The following is a 17510-nucleotide window of genomic DNA, read 5'->3' as shown; positions in this document are numbered from 1 at the left end:
CAATCAATGATTTCTCTTCCCAGAATAAAGGCTTATTTGATTTATTGAATAGTAATCATAGAGATGATATTTATTTTTCCTTAAAGAAAATTTTTGAGAGTTTATTTGAAAGCTTAATTAGATCAGTTGAAGGAACAGCCGATCCTACAACAATACGTATTTTAGACTATATTAATCAAAATTATGATCAGGATCTTTCACTAACAGATATCTCTCTAAAATTTAATTTAACGGAAGGTTATATTAGTAGATTGCTAAAGAAGAACGCTAATATTAACTTTAAGAAGCACCTCAATCAGTTAAAAATTAATAAAGCAAAAGAGCTGCTGCAAAATGGAAACCATAAAGTAAATGAAGTCAGTGCATTAGTTGGTTATAAAAATGTGAATACATTTATACGGATTTTTAAACAGCAGGAAGGGATACCGCCGGGTGAATATTCTAAACTCCGTTGATTTACCTAACCAATGTATGATCGCAATGAAGACAAGACGTTGTTGAAATAGCGGAAAGTTGCTTTAAGCGGGCGTATGAAAACTGGACCGAAACCCCTCCGATGTTTACTTGGCAGGGGGGTGCGGGACGGCTTTAAGTCAAACGAATTGTATATTAAATATACAGGAGATGCTTTTTGGCTCGCATTAGCGTTATCTAAAAGAACCGGAAAAAATGAATATCAATTTTATATAAAGCAGTTTCACAACTTCATCAAGCAAGGACGAAAAGCTGGCTTTAATTATAAATATGATACAAACACTTATCAATGATCGGATACAGGGTTTACATGGCGTGCATTCGGGTTGCCGGTAACTGCATATCTAGAACTCTATGGAATGACGGGCGATAAAAATTATTTAGAACACACGATTGCATGGGGAGAGCACGGTCTTACCCTACAGGAAGAAGACGGGAACTTCTATTTAATTGATGGACAGTTTTGGAATTCTGACCTTGTTGCTCCCGAGCTTCGTGGCTTATTGTTCCTTTATGAAGTAACAAAAGATGAAAAATTTCTTGTAGGCGCAAAACGTTTTGCAGATTGGTTGGTTGATCATCAGAGGGCAGACGGTGCTGGCCGATAGGGATTGATGATGATGGGGAGGTTTGCGCGCCTAACGTAGGACCAGGTGATATGCCGAATATCGCGATAAGCTTAATCAGACTTCATCAAAATACCGGTGAACAAAAGTACTTAGATTCAGCGATCTTAGCTGTCAAGTGTGGTTTGGATCTGCAAGCAGTAGAAGGCAGCCGCTCCCCGTATCATTTAGATGACCCTAATGTAAAATGGGGGTTTTGGTCCTGGGAACCTCTTAACGATTATTCTTTGTCAGGCGACCAGAGTGTACACCATGTCAGAGGGATATTATTTCTAGCTGATTACCTTGGAAGTCTACAAGATAACAAATAAAAGATAAAGACTAGGGCTTTGCGTTACGTAGGAACTCTTCGTAATATTACCTCTAAAACTATTTTTGATGATTGGAATTTGATATCTTATATGACTGGCAACTGCAAAACAGATTATATCGGAGATGTCTATTCATCACTAATTGCTAAATAAGTAGGGCATGATGATGTCCTTCATGCCCTGATGCCCTTGATAGAAAGGGTTTGACTACAAATGAAATGCAACCAAAAGAGCCTCTCAATAAGTTCTAACTGAACTTTTGAAAGGCTTTTCTCTCTCTGCCTGTATCATTAAAAAAGCCTTCCAGCTACCACCCTGGAAGGCAAGGCTTATACCGAACTACCTGTAAGCAATTTTCCTCAAAGAAAAAAAGTTGCTTTAATACAAAATAACATAGACGTTTCTTTATATCAATAAAAGAATACGAATTTTAGTATTACTTATAGGCGTACGATGTTTGAGTTGTAACCGCCCTCAAAATAAGTGCTCATGAAAAAAGCTTTTTCACCGCTAACCGCCACCCGATTTCCGCTTTATATTCCCTTCAGTTCTAAAATTCATTGACATTATTTTCTGTAATTTTGTTTCCGCCGCAAGAAAGATTGCTGAGTATTAGGTGTGAAAAGGCTTGCTAGTATAACGGCTTTCTGCATTTTTTTCAATAGGTACAGCACTTTTCCAGTATAGAGGACGATATTTGTGGACTGATAAATGGCGATTGTTTTGCAGAGTGCCTTTCCCCCCACCGTAAGAGCGGCAATGATGCTCGTTAACAAAACACTAATGATAATAAATACAATAGAACCGTCTGAAGTCTGCAATATCTTTGCCATTTGTAAAACGACAGCCGTCGATGCAGCACCACTGACAATCCCAGCGATATCACCCATGACATCATTAAAAAAACTGGAAAAGAGAGGGGCATTTTTGGCGATGTAGGCCGCTTCTTTCGCTCCTGATATTTTCTTCGCAGCTAACGCATGGAAATGAGGTTCTTTCGCTGTGGCAGCGGCCAAGCCGATTGTATCCGCAATAATACCGATGATGATAAAAGCAGCCACGATCGCTAAGCTTAATAAAAGGGAGGAGCCTTCTCGAAAAACTGTAGAGAGGGTCGAAAAAACCAGAGCCAAGCAGAAGGTGAACAGCCCTATCATGCTGCTCCAATGAACGGATTCTTTCAATTTTCTGATCATCGTCGGCCTCCTATTTGTATAAAGGACATTTTTTAACCTATGTACACATTAGTTTCCTTTGTGCAACTTTAGGTCAAGTATAATATCCTCATCTTGGATTGTAAACACTTGATGCCATAAGAAAGCAATCAAGCATTTCATAATTAGCAAAACTTGTTCAAATACAAAAGTAGCGCAGCGATATTCTCGACCTTCTATGGTGATGCAGTATTTACATCGATGGAAACTTGAAAGCACTTGCTGTAGAACGATTCATTTCCGGTTTCCGATGTGGTAAAATGGAAATAGTGTCTAAATATTCAAATTTTATCTATGAAGTAACGATATAGTTACCGCTAAATAAGATGTGGATAGGTTATAGTGATTATTTTCAGAATATAAAATGAATTAAAGTTAGGTTTGCATCACATTTCACATAAGGAGACGCAAATATGATAAACCAAGGCAGAACATACGGCATGCTCGATATCATTAAGGTTCCGTTTAAGTGCTCACCGATGATGACGACGGTATTGGTATTACAAACGCTTTTGTCCGGTTTAATACCAACTGTCCAAGTTGTCGTTACGGCTGCATTTATTAATACAGCCATATCGATTGTCCAAAATAACACAGACATCAGTCAGATTTATTCCCCACTATTTACTGTCGTAGCTTTGATTGGATACCAATGGATTTCGGAACAATTGAAGCAAGTTGTCACAGTCAAACTGGAAAATGACGTTCGGGTAAAGTTTCGGACACCGATCACTGAGAAAAGGGCCAAACTCGACTACAAGCATATTGAAAATCATCATACTTGGGACCTTATTTCGCGCGTGTCAAAAGACCCTGAAGAGCAAGTGAAAAATGCTTTTGCAAATCTGTTGTCGATCATCGCAAAAATTCTCCAAGTCGTAGGTATATTAGGATTGCTCATCGTCCAAGTGTGGTGGGCTGCCCTTCTCATCCTTGCTATTTCCGTACCTTTGTTTATGGTGGCGATCAAGAGCGGCAAGGCGAATTATGAAGCCAACCGTGAAGTATCTAAATACAAGCGAAAGTCTGATGATCTTTCTGACGTTTTGACTGGAAGGGATACTGTCGATGAAAGAACTTTATTTGGTTATGGAGATACGATTCGGAGGAAGTGGCATGAGCTCTACGAAACAGCCCGAACCATTGAATTCAAAACGGAGCTAAAATGGTTTATTAAGATGAAATCCGGCAGTTTAATCACGGCGTTCATTTCTTTCATCGTTATACTGATCCTGCTTGGTCCAGTTTTGGCTGGCACACTTACGATCGGGATGTTTATTTCTTTAGTGAACGCCGTGTTTGGACTTGTTCAGACGATGTCTTGGGAACTCACTTATAATGTAGACCGGCTTGCAAAACATAGGGAGTATTTTAGAGATTTGACAGCGTTTGGTGCACTGGAAGAAACAGAAGACGCTATCGCGGCAAAAGAGGGCGTGCCGCCTGTTTTTCAGTCGTTGGAATTTAGAGATGTCCGCTTTACGTATCCTGGAACGGATAAAAAGATTCTTGATGGCGTGTCATTTCGACTGGAAGCAGGAAAAAACTATGCTTTTGTTGGGGTGAATGGTGCAGGAAAGACGACCATCACCAAATTATTAACAGGGCTTTACGACGATTATGAAGGCGACATTTATCTTAACGAGAAGAATATCACTGATTACAAGCAAAGCGAGTTGAAATCATTTTTCTCCATCGTGTATCAAGACTTTGCCAAATATCAAATGACGCTGAAAGAGAATATGCTCATAGGAGATACGCACAAAATGTCCGATGTAAAGACATACGAGCGCGTGGGCGCTGCGGTTGAACAGCTTGGATTAAATCGCGTGGTGGATAGATTGACTAAACGTTTGGATACGCCCCTTGGCAAGATTAAAGCTGGGGGACAAGATATTTCCGGTGGGGAGTGGCAGAGGGTGGCCATGGCCCGAGCCATTGTAAATCCAGCACCACTAAGAGTATTGGACGAACCGACCGCCGCACTCGACCCCTTAAGTGAGAGTGATTTATATGAAAGGTTCGAGGAAATCAGTAGAGATAAAACGACGATATTTATTAGTCATCGATTAGGATCGACGAAACTGGCAGATGAAATATTTGTGATTGGGGACGGACGTATGATCGAACATGGAAATCATAAAGCATTGATGCAGCTAGGTGGTATTTATGCTGAGATGTATGAGAGCCAGAGGAGCTGGTATCAATGAGAGAGAAAGAGCTGAAGGGAACAAAGCGAAAAATCACATTAGTCACGATTTTAAGGAAATTATTCCCGATGATATTCGTATCCGCACCGGTATTATTTATCGTCGTGAACATCATAGGCGTTCTTCATGGTGTTTCATTTGGCGTAACGACACTGGCAACCCAGCATTTTTTTGATGCTGTCACTGGTGCAGTTTCGCAGCAAACGGGTTTAAGTACAGTCATCTGGATGGCTGTGGCTTTAGGAGGCGTGACGATAGGATCGCAAGTTCTGAATGGCTTACATAATTTTATGGGGAAAACCTTCATCTTAAAATCGATGGGACATCTGACAAATCGAATTCATGAAAAAGCATCCCGGATCGAACCGATTTCATACGAATCTCCGGATTTATTAAATGATATCAATAAAGCCCATGAAGGGATGGAGAATAGTTTAGGTCTCTTGTTCACGGTCGTAGGTATTTTTACTTTTTATTTGCCGTATTTTTTATTTATGGGCGTTTATCTCTATAGCTTACAACCGATTCTTGCCTTTTCTATAGTGTTGATTTTTGTCCCTGTTGTTTTGAACCAGCTCATCAGGGTAACCATTTTCACAAAGCTGGAAGATCAGTCCGCGCCGATTCGGCGTGAGTTTGAATATTATGAACGGTGTATTGCGGATCGGGAATACTTTAAGGAAACGCGCATTCTTGGTGGGTTTCACTTTTTCAGCGATTTATATCGTACGTCTTTAAGTATGCTTGGAAAAAAGCGATGGCGCGCTGAATTTAAAGCGAGTGTGTTAGAACTTGGCATGAAAATGCTCACTTTAGCGGGTTATTTTGGCGTTCTTTATTTGTTGTTTATTGCGCTCATGAATGGAGACATTAGTATTGGCGCATTTGCAGCCGTTTTTGCTTCCATTGGTGTGATGTTTAGTTCGATGGAAGAGGTGATCGCTTACCAGATTGGTAGCATCACTAAAGAACTTGGTACCGTGCGCAATTTTATTCGTTTTCTCGATGCGCCGGAAAGAGAAGGGAAGGATGTCACATTAGCTGCCGGGAATGGCATTGTCCTAGAGAACGTTTCTTTTCAATACCCGGAGTCTAAAGCTGATGTGTTATCCGACATTTCTTTGGAATTAAGAAAAGGAGAGACCATTGCCATTGTCGGAGGAAATGGGGCAGGAAAGACGACGCTCGTCAAACTGATGACGGGTTTATATCTTCCAACAAGAGGCGCTGTAAAAGTCGATGGGGTAGATACGAAAGAAATGTCCGCGCAGTCGATTTATCGTGGCATCTCTGCTGTATTTCAAAAATTTCAAAAGTATAAGATGACGTTGGAAGAGAACATCACGGTAAGCCACGTGCAGCGTCAAAGTGATCGAGACGAGCTTACCTTCGCTGCAAAAAAAGCAGACTTGAGAGTGGAGGAAGCAACCTTTCCGGAGGGCTTTGATACGATGCTCTCACGCGAATTCGATGGCGTCGATTTATCCGTCGGTCAGTGGCAGCGAGTGGCGATTGCACGGGGCTTTTACCGGGCTCACGATGTCATCGTACTTGATGAGCCGACCGCCTCCATTGACCCGATTGAAGAAACGAGAGTGTATCATCAATTTGCCCAGTTTTCGCAAGACAAAACCGCTATCATCATCACGCATCGCCTAGGCTCGGCTAAAATTGCCGATCGCATTCTTGTAATGAACGAAGGAGAAATCGCTGAGGTAGGGACGCACGAAGAGTTGATGCTAAAGAACGGAAAATATGCAGAAATGTATCATGCCCAGTCCCAATGGTATGTGGTAAGCAGTTAAGAAACATATAAAGTGAAAGTCGTGCTTCAGGCTGAACCACATTGTCGAGAGCTTCAGCCTGAACACCGATCAGAAATGTAAAAAATCAAATGAGCTCCTTATACCACTGTGGCATGCCGTGATGAATAAAGTCATGGGTATCGATGATGTGCCGGGTTCTTTCTTGAACAAAGGTAAGGTGATTCGCGTGAGCGCCACCGAGTTGACTTGCATGCTGATTTAAAGCGACAAATAAATTGTATTTTTGCCAAAATGAATGCGGAATTTTGTAGTCGAAATAGCCATCGACTTGGCCTTTCGCAAAGTGGGGGCTTACGGAAACGGTATACTTAGGCAATTTGAAAAATTCTTCAAATGGATCGCCCCAATCAAAGGAATCAAAATCGATCACCGCGATTGTCCCATCGGCTTGGACGATGATATTTTGTGGGTGAAAATCGTCATGTTGAAACGTGACCGGGCTGTCTTTTAACAAATGGATGTTTTCTTCTATGTAATTTTCGATAAAATCTTGTTTATAAAATGTTAGTCTTAGGCTGTTACACTGAGCTACTTTATGTTTGTACTTTGCGGTTCGCTTTTGATACCAATTGAACGAAGGCGTGGGGGCAACGAGGTGGATTTTCCTCAGTTCTTTTCCTGCTGACACACCTAAATGATACTGTTCCTCAATATGCTTTGTTGGCAGCCATTGATCACCGCTCTCACCACGTACATATGACAGCAAGATATAACACATTTGGAGCTCGTCATCAAATCCGAATTTGATTGGTTTGTGGCAGGACACGTGATTCGAAACATGCTGTTGTAACAAAGCAAATTGCATTTTTCGCCGCTCTCGTTGCTTACTAGGATATACTTTCAAGATGTATTTGCCGGTGCCTTCCTTCACATAAAGTATATATTTACTCGAAGTGGAAAAGCCTTTCGTTAGCTTTTCATAATGAGTAATGTCATCATTTTGTAATTGCTCTATCAGCTTTTTGACAATATCCATCTAAAGTGCTTCAGCCTCCTCATATAGAAATTCCTTTTGTTTCTATACCATAAACGAATTAATGAAACATGAAAAGGTCTAAACTCGGTAAAATAGCCGAGCTCAGACCTTAGAAGGCTTTTTAGAGGGAACCTATATTCTCTGCAAATGCTAGACGCCTACGGTAAAGCTTATACCGTCCTCTTTAAGACGGTTAACTGCTCGCCCATCCACGTAGCTAGACCTGTTTCACGGAAACCTGCGGCAATCGCCAAGCCCCCGCCAAAGAGTAACAATGTCCCCCAAGGTAGCTCCTTTGTCGATTTCCAATCTAATAGAAATGAACCTTGTTTACTTTTAGAAGGAAGTAGAAATAAGAGAGCAGCGGCGACGATCGCAATGACAGTATCGTTGATTCCGGGGATGAAGTGTTGCCAAATAAACGAACGTGTGATCCACATCAATGCAGCGAATAAGGAAACAGCGAGGACAAGCTTTTCTTCGTAAGACATCTTTCCTAAGTCTTTTCTTAGTCCGTGTAATAAAATTGTGGTTGCAATAAAATTTGAAGTATTAAAAAATTGTTGTAATTCAAATAATAAATTGTTATTATTCTATTTAAAATTAATAGAATTATTAAACTAGAATGAGAGAGGAGAAATGCTTTTGAAGATGAGTCATGAACTAATATTCAATCAGGCAATTCGTACCGCTGACATTCTAGTAGAGATGTTAGGGTCGAAATGTGAAGTGGCGATTCACGATTTTAGCAATCTAGAACGCTCCCTAATTCACATAGCGGGTATACTTACTGACCGAGAAATTGGCTCGCCGATTACTGATCTTGTCCTGCAGGAATTACAGTCGGATGATGATCAAGTCAATGATTTTGCCAACTATAAAACGGTGTCTAAAAAAGGGTTGGTCATGAAGTCATCTACCGTATTTTTACGAGATGAGAGCAACAAGGTCATAGGGGCTTTATGTATCAATATTGATATCAGCTTATTAATTCAAATTGGAGGTGAGATTCAAGACTTTATTACATTTAAAGATGAAAAAGACAATAAAGAAAACTTTTACACGACGATCCATGAAGTGATTGAAGATATGACACAGGAAGCGCTGAAGAAGTATCATAAAACAGCGACGTTACTCGAGACCGATGAAAAGGTTGATGTCATTAGGGAACTCGACCAGAAGGGCGCCTTTCTCATCAAAGGTTCTACAGAATATTTAGCAGGTGTATTAGGTGTATCTAAATATACGATATACAATTATTTGCAAAAATTAGGTCTGAAGAAAATTTTCACTACAATTAGGAGGTTGATGATATGTTAAAAACAGTACATACCGAAGAAGCACCCGCAGCCGTTGGAGCTTATTCTCAGGCAGTAGAGAAAAGAAATTTACTTTTTATTTCAGGGCAGTTGCCAATTGATCCTGAAACGAATGAAATGAGCGATCAGATTGTTGAGCAAGCAAAGCAATCTCTGAAAAACATTCAAGCGATTTTGCATGCGTCTGACATGACCTTAGAAAATGTCGTGAAAAACACAATTTTCGTCACTTCATTGGAACAAGCTGCTCAAGTGAATGATGTGTATGCCACATTTTTTGGAGAAACTCAGCCAGCGCGAGCCATGGTGGGAGTTAAAGAACTACCAAAAAATGCAATGATAGAAATTGAGTCAATTGCCATGCGGTAAACAATGCCGTTTGCGAGTAAATGAAAGCGCTATTAAGTAAAGGGAGAGGATTATCGATGTCTTTTAGTTATGTATCTCATTTATATTGTTCAAAGTGTGAAAAGACGTATAGTGTACAAGAGCAAAATCAATTATGTGAATGCGGTGCACCACTTTTAGTTGCTTACAAAATGGATGAATTGAAAGAAAGCTTCACGCCTCAAGATTTACTGGCGAGAAAAGCAGACTTATGGCGTTATCATGAATTGCTTCCCGTACAAGCTGCAGAGAATGTCGTGACGTTAGGTGAAGGGATGACACCGTTACTTCATATGAAGACGATTGGTCAAGACATGAATATTCCTCATTTGTACATGAAGGATGAAGGATTAATCCCATCTGGCTCGTTTAAATCTCGAGGAGCTGCAGTTGGTGTATCTAAAGCGAAAGAATTAGGCGTTAAAGAGCTAGCGATGCCGACAAACGGAAATGCTGGTGCTGCGTGGTCACTATATTGTGCACAAGCTGGAGTCACTTCAACAATCGTCATGCCTATTGATGCTCCTGAAATTACAAGGAAAGAATGTACTGCAGCTGGAGCAACTTTGTATCTCGTGGATGGATTGATTGGAGATGCTGGCAAAATCGTCGGACAAGCTGTGAAAGATTATCATTTATTTGATGCTTCGACCTTAAAAGAGCCTTACCGTATTGAAGGAAAGAAAACAATGGGGCTTGAAATCGCGGAACAATTTGGCTGGGAAGTGCCGGATGTGATTCTTTATCCAACAGGTGGCGGTGTCGGGTTGATTGGCATTTACAAAGCATTGCAAGAGTTGCAAGCGTTGGGTTGGATTGCTCAAGATAAACTGCCAAGACTGGTTGCTGTTCAAGCAGAAGGTTGCGCACCGATCGTCAAAGCATGGGAAGAAGGAAAATCAGCTGCCGAACCGTGGCAGGATGCTGAAACCGTAGCATTTGGAATTAATGTAGCAAAGGCCTTAGGTGATTTCCTAATTCTCGATGCGATTAAACAAACGAACGGTTGTGCGATTCGTGTTAGCGATGAAGCGTTGTTAAAAGAATTACAAGCTGTTGCTTCTGCAGAGGGCGCTTTTGTTTGTCCAGAAGGTGCTGCAACATTCGCTGCTGCACGGCAGCTTCGGGAAGACGGTTGGATTAAACAAGATGAAAGAGTCGTCGTCTTAAATACAGGAGCTGGCATTAAATATCCTAATACGATTGAAGTAGATGCGCCAGTATTACAACCCAATGAAAAGATTGTCAAAGAGACTGTGAAGTGACGGCTCACTCTATAATAGCATCCTCCATGGTAGACGGAGGAAGCTATTATAGTAAATGACCTTTGATTATACTTAGCGGAAACAACCCGAAGAGAGCAAAAAAGCTTGAATGCATGTAAGCGCTTTCTGTTGATTTCTAACCACACGAATGGCCGGTCAATCAATTTTTCTCGGTTTCTACGATTTATATTTGTTCGATAGCCGGCAAGCTTCGCTAGAATATCGTCATTGTTCTAGCAAGTGATTGATATGAGAAGTACTGCTAATAGAAAAAAAGAGCAGAACATGTGTAGAAAAGGGGTGTACTTTAGTGGAAAACAGGACGAAATTATCCAAAACATTAAAGCCGCATTGGGTCGTGGCGATTGCTTTTGGTTCTGCGATTGGTTGGGGGGCATTCGTGCTGCCTGCTGACTGGATGCGTGAGGCTGGACCTATGGGCGTCATCCTCGGAGTATTGATTGGTGCGTTACTAGTCATGGTCATCGCAGTTAGCTATGGTTTTCTCGTAGAAAAATTTCCTGTGTCTGGTGGGGAGTTTGTCTTTACATATCTTGGCTTTGGGCGCATCAATGCTTACATTTGTGGCTGGTTTGTTACGCTGTCCTATGTTACTTCTGTCGCCTTGAATGCGTCGGCAATTATCGTATTATTTAAATTTCTCTACCCAGATTTAGTAGAGATCGGGTACATGTATACGATTGCAGGGTGGGATATCTATTTTAGTCAAATTATTGTGGCTGGTCTTGCACTGATTGCATTTACCTATTCAAATGTTCGTGGGATTAAAATTACTGGCAGGATGCAGTTTTATTTTAGTGCAGCATTGTTTTTTGGTGCACTATTCCTCGGAATAGCTATGACATTACATCCTGAAACAGCTTTTTCTAACCTACAGCCTGGATTTAATATGGAAATAGGAACATTGTCGTCAATTTTAGTCATTGTCGCAACCGCACCCTTTTTATATTCCGGCTTTAATAACATCGCCCAAGCATCAGAAGAATTTGACTTTTCGGCGAAAATTGCTTTTAAGCTCATGATTTTTGGCCTTGCCAGTGGTGGGGCAGTTTACGCAATTATGGTTTATACGACCGCTATGGGTGCACCTTGGCAGCAATTAACAAGTGGTCAACCAGTTTGGGGTACTGGTGACGTTGTCGTTGATATGTTCGGAAGTGTCGGACTATTTATTTTAACAACCGCACTTTGTATGGGCATTTTTACAGGAATTAATGGTTTTCTCGTTTCTTCCAGTCGAATGTTGCTTGCTATGGGGAGAGCGCGAATTTTACCGAGTATGTTTACGAAGATTCATCCGAAATTTAAAACGCCTTATATCGGTATCGTGACTGCAGGTGTGATTTGCTTTATTACACCTTGGTTTGGACGCCAAGCTTTGTTATGGATTGTTGATATGACTGCAACGGGTGTGGCCGTAGCATATGCGTATACTTGTGCATCTGCCTATAAATTTTTTAAGTGGCAAGAAAGCCCTGCTCGAAAAGTGTTTTCCTTAGCTGGAACGCTCGTCAGTTTAATATTTTTAGGGCTGTTATTTATTCCTGATTCCCCCGCTTTTCTAGCTACACCATCTCTCATCGCTTTAGTGATCTGGATTTTATTAGGTGCTTTATTTTATCTCTTCAACGGTCGTAAGTATAACAGTATTGCAAAAAAGATTTGGATTATTACATTCTTGGTCAAGAAGCACCTGAGAATAATGCTGAATGGAATAGTATGCAAAATAAAAAAGCAGAAGAAGTCTAGACATTATAATCAAGAGGGTGATTTTTATGGCAAGGTATATTAAAGAAAGCAAGAAAGCAGTGGAGCAAGCAACCATAGGTGTGAGAGAAGTTGTAAGAGACGAATTACAAAATATTAAAGAAAATGGTGAGAAAGCAGTCAGGTTATTGTCTGAGAAATTCGATGGTTGGAATCCGGAGTCTTTTCGCGTTTCTCAAGATGAAATTCATGATGCCATTAAGACATTACCAGAAACATTTAAACAAGATACTCAGTATTGTCAAAACCAAGTACGTGCATTTGCCGAAGCCCAATTAGGAAGTATGGCAGCGTTTGAAACGGAGATACAGCCCGGTGTTCACTTAGGTCAGAAACTCATTCCGCTTGAAAATGTTGGTGCTTACGTACCAGGTGGGCGCTTTCCCATTGTCTCATCGGTACAAATGAGTACAATTCCTCCAAAAGTAGCTGGTGTAGAGCGAGTCATTGCTTGTTCCCCGGCCCAAAATGGTGAAGGCATTCATCCAGGTGTGCTATATGCGATGTATTTGGCTGAGGTTGATGAGATTTATTCTCTGGGGGGTATTCAGGCGATCGGGACCATGACGTATGGCATCGAAGGCATTCAACCGGTCGATTTTATTGTTGGCCCGGGCAATGTGTTTGTAGCCGAAGCGAAGCGCCAAGTATTCGGTACGGTGGGAATTGATCAAATTGCTGGTCCGAGTGAAAACCTCATTATTGCCGATGAGTCCGCTGATCCTGAGCTCATTGCTGCTGACATATGGGGGCAGTGTGAGCACGATTACCAGGCGATAACTATATTTATTACAACCTCAGAAGCATTGGTTACAAAGGTTCAAGACGAAATGGAAAAACAAGTAGCAGCTTTAGACACAGCAGAAGTGGCACAGGCATCATGGGAGAGAAACGGTGAAGTGATTTTAGTGAAAGACAAAGAAGAAGCAGTTAAAGTGGCAAATGATTATGCAATTGAACATGTACAAATTCAAGCTGCTGACCTTGATTATTATTTGGCCCACATGAAAAATTACGGCTCCCTTTTTCTCGGAGAAGAAACGACGGTCACTTACGGGGATAAGGGCATTGGGACGAATCATATTTTGCCAACAGGTAAAGCAGCACGTTACACCGGTGGCTTATGGGTTGGAAAGTTTCTAAAAACAGTGACATATCAGAAATGCACAAGAGAAGCTAGTAAAAAAATGGCGCCGACAATTGCGAACCAATGTCGTTTTGAAGGGATGTCTGCACACGCTGTGACAGCAGAACTAAGAGCGAAAAAGTTCTAATTTTCTAGCGGTTATCAGACTATTTGCCGCTTCATCTTGAGGAGGGACATTTCGTGAATACGCAAAAGAGAGAAACTGAGATCGTGTTTGATAAAGAATTTACACAGCAAGAGCCAATCCCACAAGCAGGAATCAAGCGTGCGCTGGACATTCTGCAGTCCGGACGTCTACACCGCTATAATACGTTAGGAAATGAAATGGCTGAAGCTAGCCTTCTGGAAAAAGACTTTGCGGATTACGTAGGTGCAAAGTTTTGTGCTGGGTTTGCATCCTGCGGAAGCTCTATCTATGTTGCCCTCAAAAGCGTAGGCGTTATGCCAGGTGATCAAATACTCTGTAATGCTTTTACACTTGCCCCAGTGCCAGGAGCGATCAAAAATGCAGAAGCAACACCTGTTTTCGTTGAAATTGACGAAGACTATTTGACAGACTTGGATGACCTTGAAAGGAAGGCAGAAGCTTCTGGTGCAAAGTATTTTCTGTTATCCCATATGCGTGGCCATATTGTGAATATGGACCGTGTGCTAGATATTTGTCATCGTTTTAATATGACACTGATAGAAGATTGTGCGCATACAATGGGAGCCAAATGGGGAAATCAGTTTACTGGTACTTTTGGAAAAGTAGGCTGCTTCTCTACGCAAACGTACAAACATATTAATTCAGGTGAAGGCGGGCTGCTCATTACAGACGATGAAGATGTCGCTGCCAAGGCCATTTTGTATTCCGGCTCTTATATGCTTTATGAACAGCATCTGGCCAGGCCTTCATTAGATGTGTTTGAAAAGTATAAAAAAGCGATACCAAATTTAAGCCTACGTATGTCAAACTTAGTAGCAGCTTTAATCCGTTCCCAACTTCCACAATTGGACAATCAATGTAAACGATGGAATGAGCGCTATCAATTGATTGAGCAAGAGCTAAGTAACGTACCGCATATTCGAGTCCCAAGACGGGATGAAAGGGAGAAGTATGTCGGTTCATCGTTTCAATTTACGCTGACTAACACGACAGCCGCTAAAGTTGAACATTTTATCGAAAGCTGTGCCAAGCGTGGTGTGGAAATAAAATGGTTTGGCAGTCGTGAGCCGAAAGGGTTTACGAGTAGGTTTGAAAGCTGGGAATACCTCGGTGAAACAGACCCTTTACCGAAAACCGCTGAGCTCCTGAATTTTATGTGCGATTTCAGAGTGCCGCTCACATTTACACTAGAGGACTGTAAAACGCTATGTCTCGTCATTAAGCAGGTGACAGACGACGTTATTTCCTCTACATGATATAAACCGAAGGAATCATATCTGTTAACAGTACGCCACTTTTTGAGCGCTAGGTATAATATGTAGATAAGAAAACTTAAAGCATACAAAGGGTCTTTTCGAACGGCATTTTCGGAAGATCTTTTGTTGTGCTTTTTTGATCATAATGATGATGAAAGGCGTGTGATCAAGCGCCTTTTGCCATTTGACTACGTTCTCTTCCAAAAAAAGAAAACAATGATCTATTGAATAATACTTGCAAACGATAGCAATCATATGGTACATTTTCTGTAACCGGTTACACAGCAGTAGGAGTGAAAGTAATGGTGACGATTAAAGATGTCGCGCGTGAAGCAGGCGTTTCTGTGGCTACTGTGTCACGTGCGTTAAATGACAACGGATATGTTGGCGTCGATACGAGAAAAAAAGTGATGGCTGCTATTGAGAAATTAAATTACAGCCCGAACGAAGTCGCACGATCGCTTTATAAAAGGAAATCACGGCTGATCGGATTGCTTTTACCTGATATTACGAACCCTTTTTTTCCGCAACTTGCCAGAGGTGTGGAGGATGAGCTTAGTCGTGCTGGTTTTCGGCTTTTACTCGGAAACAGTGACGAAAATGTTGAAAAGGAAATGGAATATATCCAAACATTTGTCCAAAATAATGTCACGGGCATCATATCAGCAACAAATCACCTTGACGATCAAATCTATAATGAATTAAAGCTTCCGCTCGTTTTGTTGGACCGTATATCGGAAGATTATCCGGCCGTCTACTCGGATGGGAGGGAAGGTGGTCGGTTAGCGGCGAGAACGCTGATCGAGAAGGGCGCCAAAAGAATCACCCTGATGAAAGGTCCCGCGCATGTGAGGCCTGCACAGGATCGTTTTCAAGGAGCGATAGAGGAATTAAGTCATGCTGACATTGACTTTTCTGTCTTATCGACGACGTCTTATTCTTTTGAAGAGGCATTAGGGTGGGCAAAAGAATTATTTGAACAATTTCCCGATACAGATGGCGTCATCGCCAGCAATGATATCGTTGGCATTGCCATCATACATGAAGCCTTGAAAATCGGTAAGCAGATTCCAGAGGATGTGCAAATTATCGGTTATGATGATATACCACAAAGCGGTTTGTCTTACCCGACGCTGTCTACAATTAGACAGCCGGCATATGACATGGGGCGGCAAGCAGCTCAATTACTAATAAAGTTGATTAAAAAAGAGCAACACATTGAATGCAAGATACAAATGCCAGTGGAGCTCGTCGAAAGAAATACAACGCGAAAGAAGTGAAGGTCATGAAAAAACCAAAAATAGCTGTCATTGGCAGTGCTTCAATGGATTTAGTTGTCACAGCAGCAAGACATCCGCACATTGGAGAGACTGTTCTCGGAGAATCCTTCGAGACAGTGCCAGGCGGTAAAGGAGCCAACCAAGCTGTCGCAGCCTCAAGACTAGGGGCTGACGTTTATATGATTGGACGCGTCGGTGCTGATGCTTACGGTGAAGAGATCGTTCGTAATCTGCAAACAGAAGGCGTCCATACAGAATATGTGGAACCCGTTACACACAAAAAAAGTGGCATCGCATATATTATTTTGGCGGAAGGTGACAATAGTATTGTCGTCGTTAAAGGGGCTAATGATGAGGTTACTACTGATTATGTGAAAGCATCACTGCCACTGTTGCAGGAATGCGACCTCGTTATGATGCAGCAAGAAGTGCCGGAAGAAACAATCATAGAAACGTCTCGACTCTGCACTACGATTGGCGTGCCGTTGCTATTAAACCCAGCCCCTGCTAGAGAAATTCCACATACGGTTGTTGAGCAGGCAGCTTATTTAACACCGAATGAACACGAGGCAAGCATACTGTTTGGTGGACTGCCAAAATCAAAGGTGTTAGAAAAGTACGCGAATAAACTGTTTATTACAGAAGGAGCATCAGGTGTTAGATTTAATGATGGGCATGAGGAGATTGTTGTGCCAACATACTCCACAAATGTCGTTGACACAACCGGAGCGGGCGATACATTCAATGCCGCTTTTGGGACAGCGATTTCTGAAGGAAAAGACATTAAAGAGAGTCTTCGTTTTGCTAATCGTGCTGCTTCCATATCAGTCACTGGATTTGGTGCTCAAGGCGGGATGCCGACAAGAGCCGAAGTGGAAAAGAGGCTAGCAGAATGAAACGACATGGTCTATTAAATAGTCATATTGCAAAAGTCCTTGCAGATATAGGGCATACCGATTCAATTGTTGTTGCCGATGCTGGACTGCCCATTCCAGCCCAAGTGCAAAAGATCGATTTGTCATTACGCAAGGGTGTACCATCGTTTCTCGATGTCGTTAGCCTGCTTAAAGAAGAGTTGGTCGTTGAAAGGGTCACCGCCGCAACAGAGGTTGAGGTGAACATCATGATGCATCAAGGGCTTAGACAGCTTTTTGGTGACTTAGAGTACGTCTCACATGAAGCATTAAAAGCACAACTGAAGCACGCGAAAGCGGTGATACGTACAGGCGAGGTCACACCGTATGCGAATTGTATTCTTCACGCTGGCGTCACTTTTTAAAAGG

General features: G+C 41.7%; 16 protein-coding genes. 13 read left to right on the top strand and 3 right to left on the bottom strand.

The window, feature by feature from the left end:
- The first annotated feature begins 44 nt into the window (after positions 1-44).
- Positions 45-455, top strand: coding sequence for a helix-turn-helix transcriptional regulator (locus G4V62_RS09330; protein ID WP_165201488.1), 411 nt, complete (start codon positions 45-47; stop codon positions 453-455).
- 345 nt (positions 456-800) lie between these two features.
- A complete protein-coding gene (locus G4V62_RS09325; protein WP_165201486.1) occupies positions 801-1082 on the top strand; it encodes a glycoside hydrolase family 88 protein in 282 nt (93 codons plus the stop codon).
- A gap of 895 nt (positions 1083-1977) precedes the next feature.
- Here G4V62_RS09325 and G4V62_RS09320 read toward each other — a convergent pair.
- Positions 1978-2607 carry a hypothetical protein gene (locus G4V62_RS09320; protein ID WP_165201484.1) on the bottom strand — a complete coding sequence of 210 codons (630 nt, stop codon included), beginning with the start codon at positions 2605-2607 and terminating at the stop codon, positions 1978-1980.
- 431 nt (positions 2608-3038) lie between these two features.
- Here G4V62_RS09320 and G4V62_RS09315 point away from each other — a divergent pair, with 431 nt between their 5' ends.
- Both G4V62_RS09315 and G4V62_RS09310 read left to right on the top strand, forming a co-directional pair.
- The gene (locus G4V62_RS09315) at positions 3039-4835 is read left to right on the top strand and encodes an ABC transporter ATP-binding protein (RefSeq protein WP_165201482.1); all 1797 of its coding nucleotides are present in this window, start codon (positions 3039-3041) and stop codon (positions 4833-4835) included.
- Positions 4832-6640 (top strand): ABC transporter ATP-binding protein, encoded by a 1809-nt coding sequence (locus G4V62_RS09310; RefSeq protein ID WP_165201480.1) that lies wholly within the window; start codon positions 4832-4834, stop codon positions 6638-6640. Before G4V62_RS09315 ends, G4V62_RS09310 begins: the two co-directional genes overlap by 4 nt.
- 85 nt (positions 6641-6725) lie before the next feature.
- On the opposite strand, the gene G4V62_RS09305 is transcribed toward G4V62_RS09310, so the two are convergent.
- Both G4V62_RS09305 and G4V62_RS09300 read right to left on the bottom strand, forming a co-directional pair.
- Positions 6726-7637, bottom strand: coding sequence for an aminoglycoside phosphotransferase family protein (locus tag G4V62_RS09305; protein ID WP_165201478.1), 912 nt, complete (start codon positions 7635-7637; stop codon positions 6726-6728).
- A gap of 170 nt (positions 7638-7807) precedes the next feature.
- Positions 7808-8164, bottom strand: coding sequence for an SLC13 family permease (locus tag G4V62_RS09300; protein WP_312855472.1), 357 nt, complete (start codon positions 8162-8164; stop codon positions 7808-7810).
- Between the two features lie 124 nt (positions 8165-8288).
- Between G4V62_RS09300 and G4V62_RS09295 the strand changes: the two genes are divergently transcribed.
- From G4V62_RS09295 to rbsD, 9 genes are all read left to right on the top strand, one after another.
- Positions 8289-8957, top strand: a complete 669-nt coding sequence (locus G4V62_RS09295) for a helix-turn-helix transcriptional regulator (protein WP_246218364.1) — start codon at positions 8289-8291, stop codon at positions 8955-8957.
- On the top strand, positions 8951-9325 hold the full coding sequence (locus G4V62_RS09290; protein WP_165201472.1) for a Rid family detoxifying hydrolase: 375 nt from the start codon (positions 8951-8953) through the stop codon (positions 9323-9325). The genes G4V62_RS09295 and G4V62_RS09290 overlap by 7 nt, the downstream gene beginning before the upstream one ends.
- Positions 9326-9381: 56 nt before the next feature.
- On the top strand, positions 9382-10608 hold the full coding sequence (locus G4V62_RS09285) for a threonine synthase (protein ID WP_165201470.1): 1227 nt from the start codon (positions 9382-9384) through the stop codon (positions 10606-10608).
- Between the two features lie 310 nt (positions 10609-10918).
- On the top strand, positions 10919-12421 hold the full coding sequence (locus G4V62_RS09280) for an APC family permease (RefSeq protein ID WP_165201468.1): 1503 nt from the start codon (positions 10919-10921) through the stop codon (positions 12419-12421).
- Positions 12405-13670, top strand: coding sequence for a histidinol dehydrogenase (hisD, locus tag G4V62_RS09275; protein ID WP_165201466.1), 1266 nt, complete (start codon positions 12405-12407; stop codon positions 13668-13670). The genes G4V62_RS09280 and hisD overlap by 17 nt, the downstream gene beginning before the upstream one ends.
- A 53-nt stretch (positions 13671-13723) precedes the next feature.
- Positions 13724-14947, top strand: coding sequence for a DegT/DnrJ/EryC1/StrS family aminotransferase (locus G4V62_RS09270; RefSeq protein ID WP_312855467.1), 1224 nt, complete (start codon positions 13724-13726; stop codon positions 14945-14947).
- A 302-nt stretch (positions 14948-15249) separates the two neighbouring features.
- On the top strand, positions 15250-16227 hold the full coding sequence (locus G4V62_RS09265) for a LacI family DNA-binding transcriptional regulator (RefSeq protein ID WP_165201464.1): 978 nt from the start codon (positions 15250-15252) through the stop codon (positions 16225-16227).
- Positions 16228-16232: 5 nt separating this feature from the next.
- The gene (rbsK, locus tag G4V62_RS09260; RefSeq protein ID WP_165201462.1) at positions 16233-17123 is read left to right on the top strand and encodes a ribokinase; all 891 of its coding nucleotides are present in this window, start codon (positions 16233-16235) and stop codon (positions 17121-17123) included.
- Positions 17120-17506, top strand: coding sequence for a D-ribose pyranase (rbsD, locus tag G4V62_RS09255; protein WP_165201460.1), 387 nt, complete (start codon positions 17120-17122; stop codon positions 17504-17506). The genes rbsK and rbsD overlap by 4 nt, the downstream gene beginning before the upstream one ends.
- The last annotated feature ends 4 nt before the right edge of the window (positions 17507-17510 follow it).

The sequence above is a fragment of the Litoribacterium kuwaitense genome, assembly GCF_011058155.1.
In the GTDB taxonomy this organism is placed as follows: Bacteria; Bacillota; Bacilli; order Bacillales; family DSM-28697; genus Litoribacterium; species Litoribacterium kuwaitense.
This window is presented reverse-complemented; position numbering and strand designations above follow the sequence as displayed.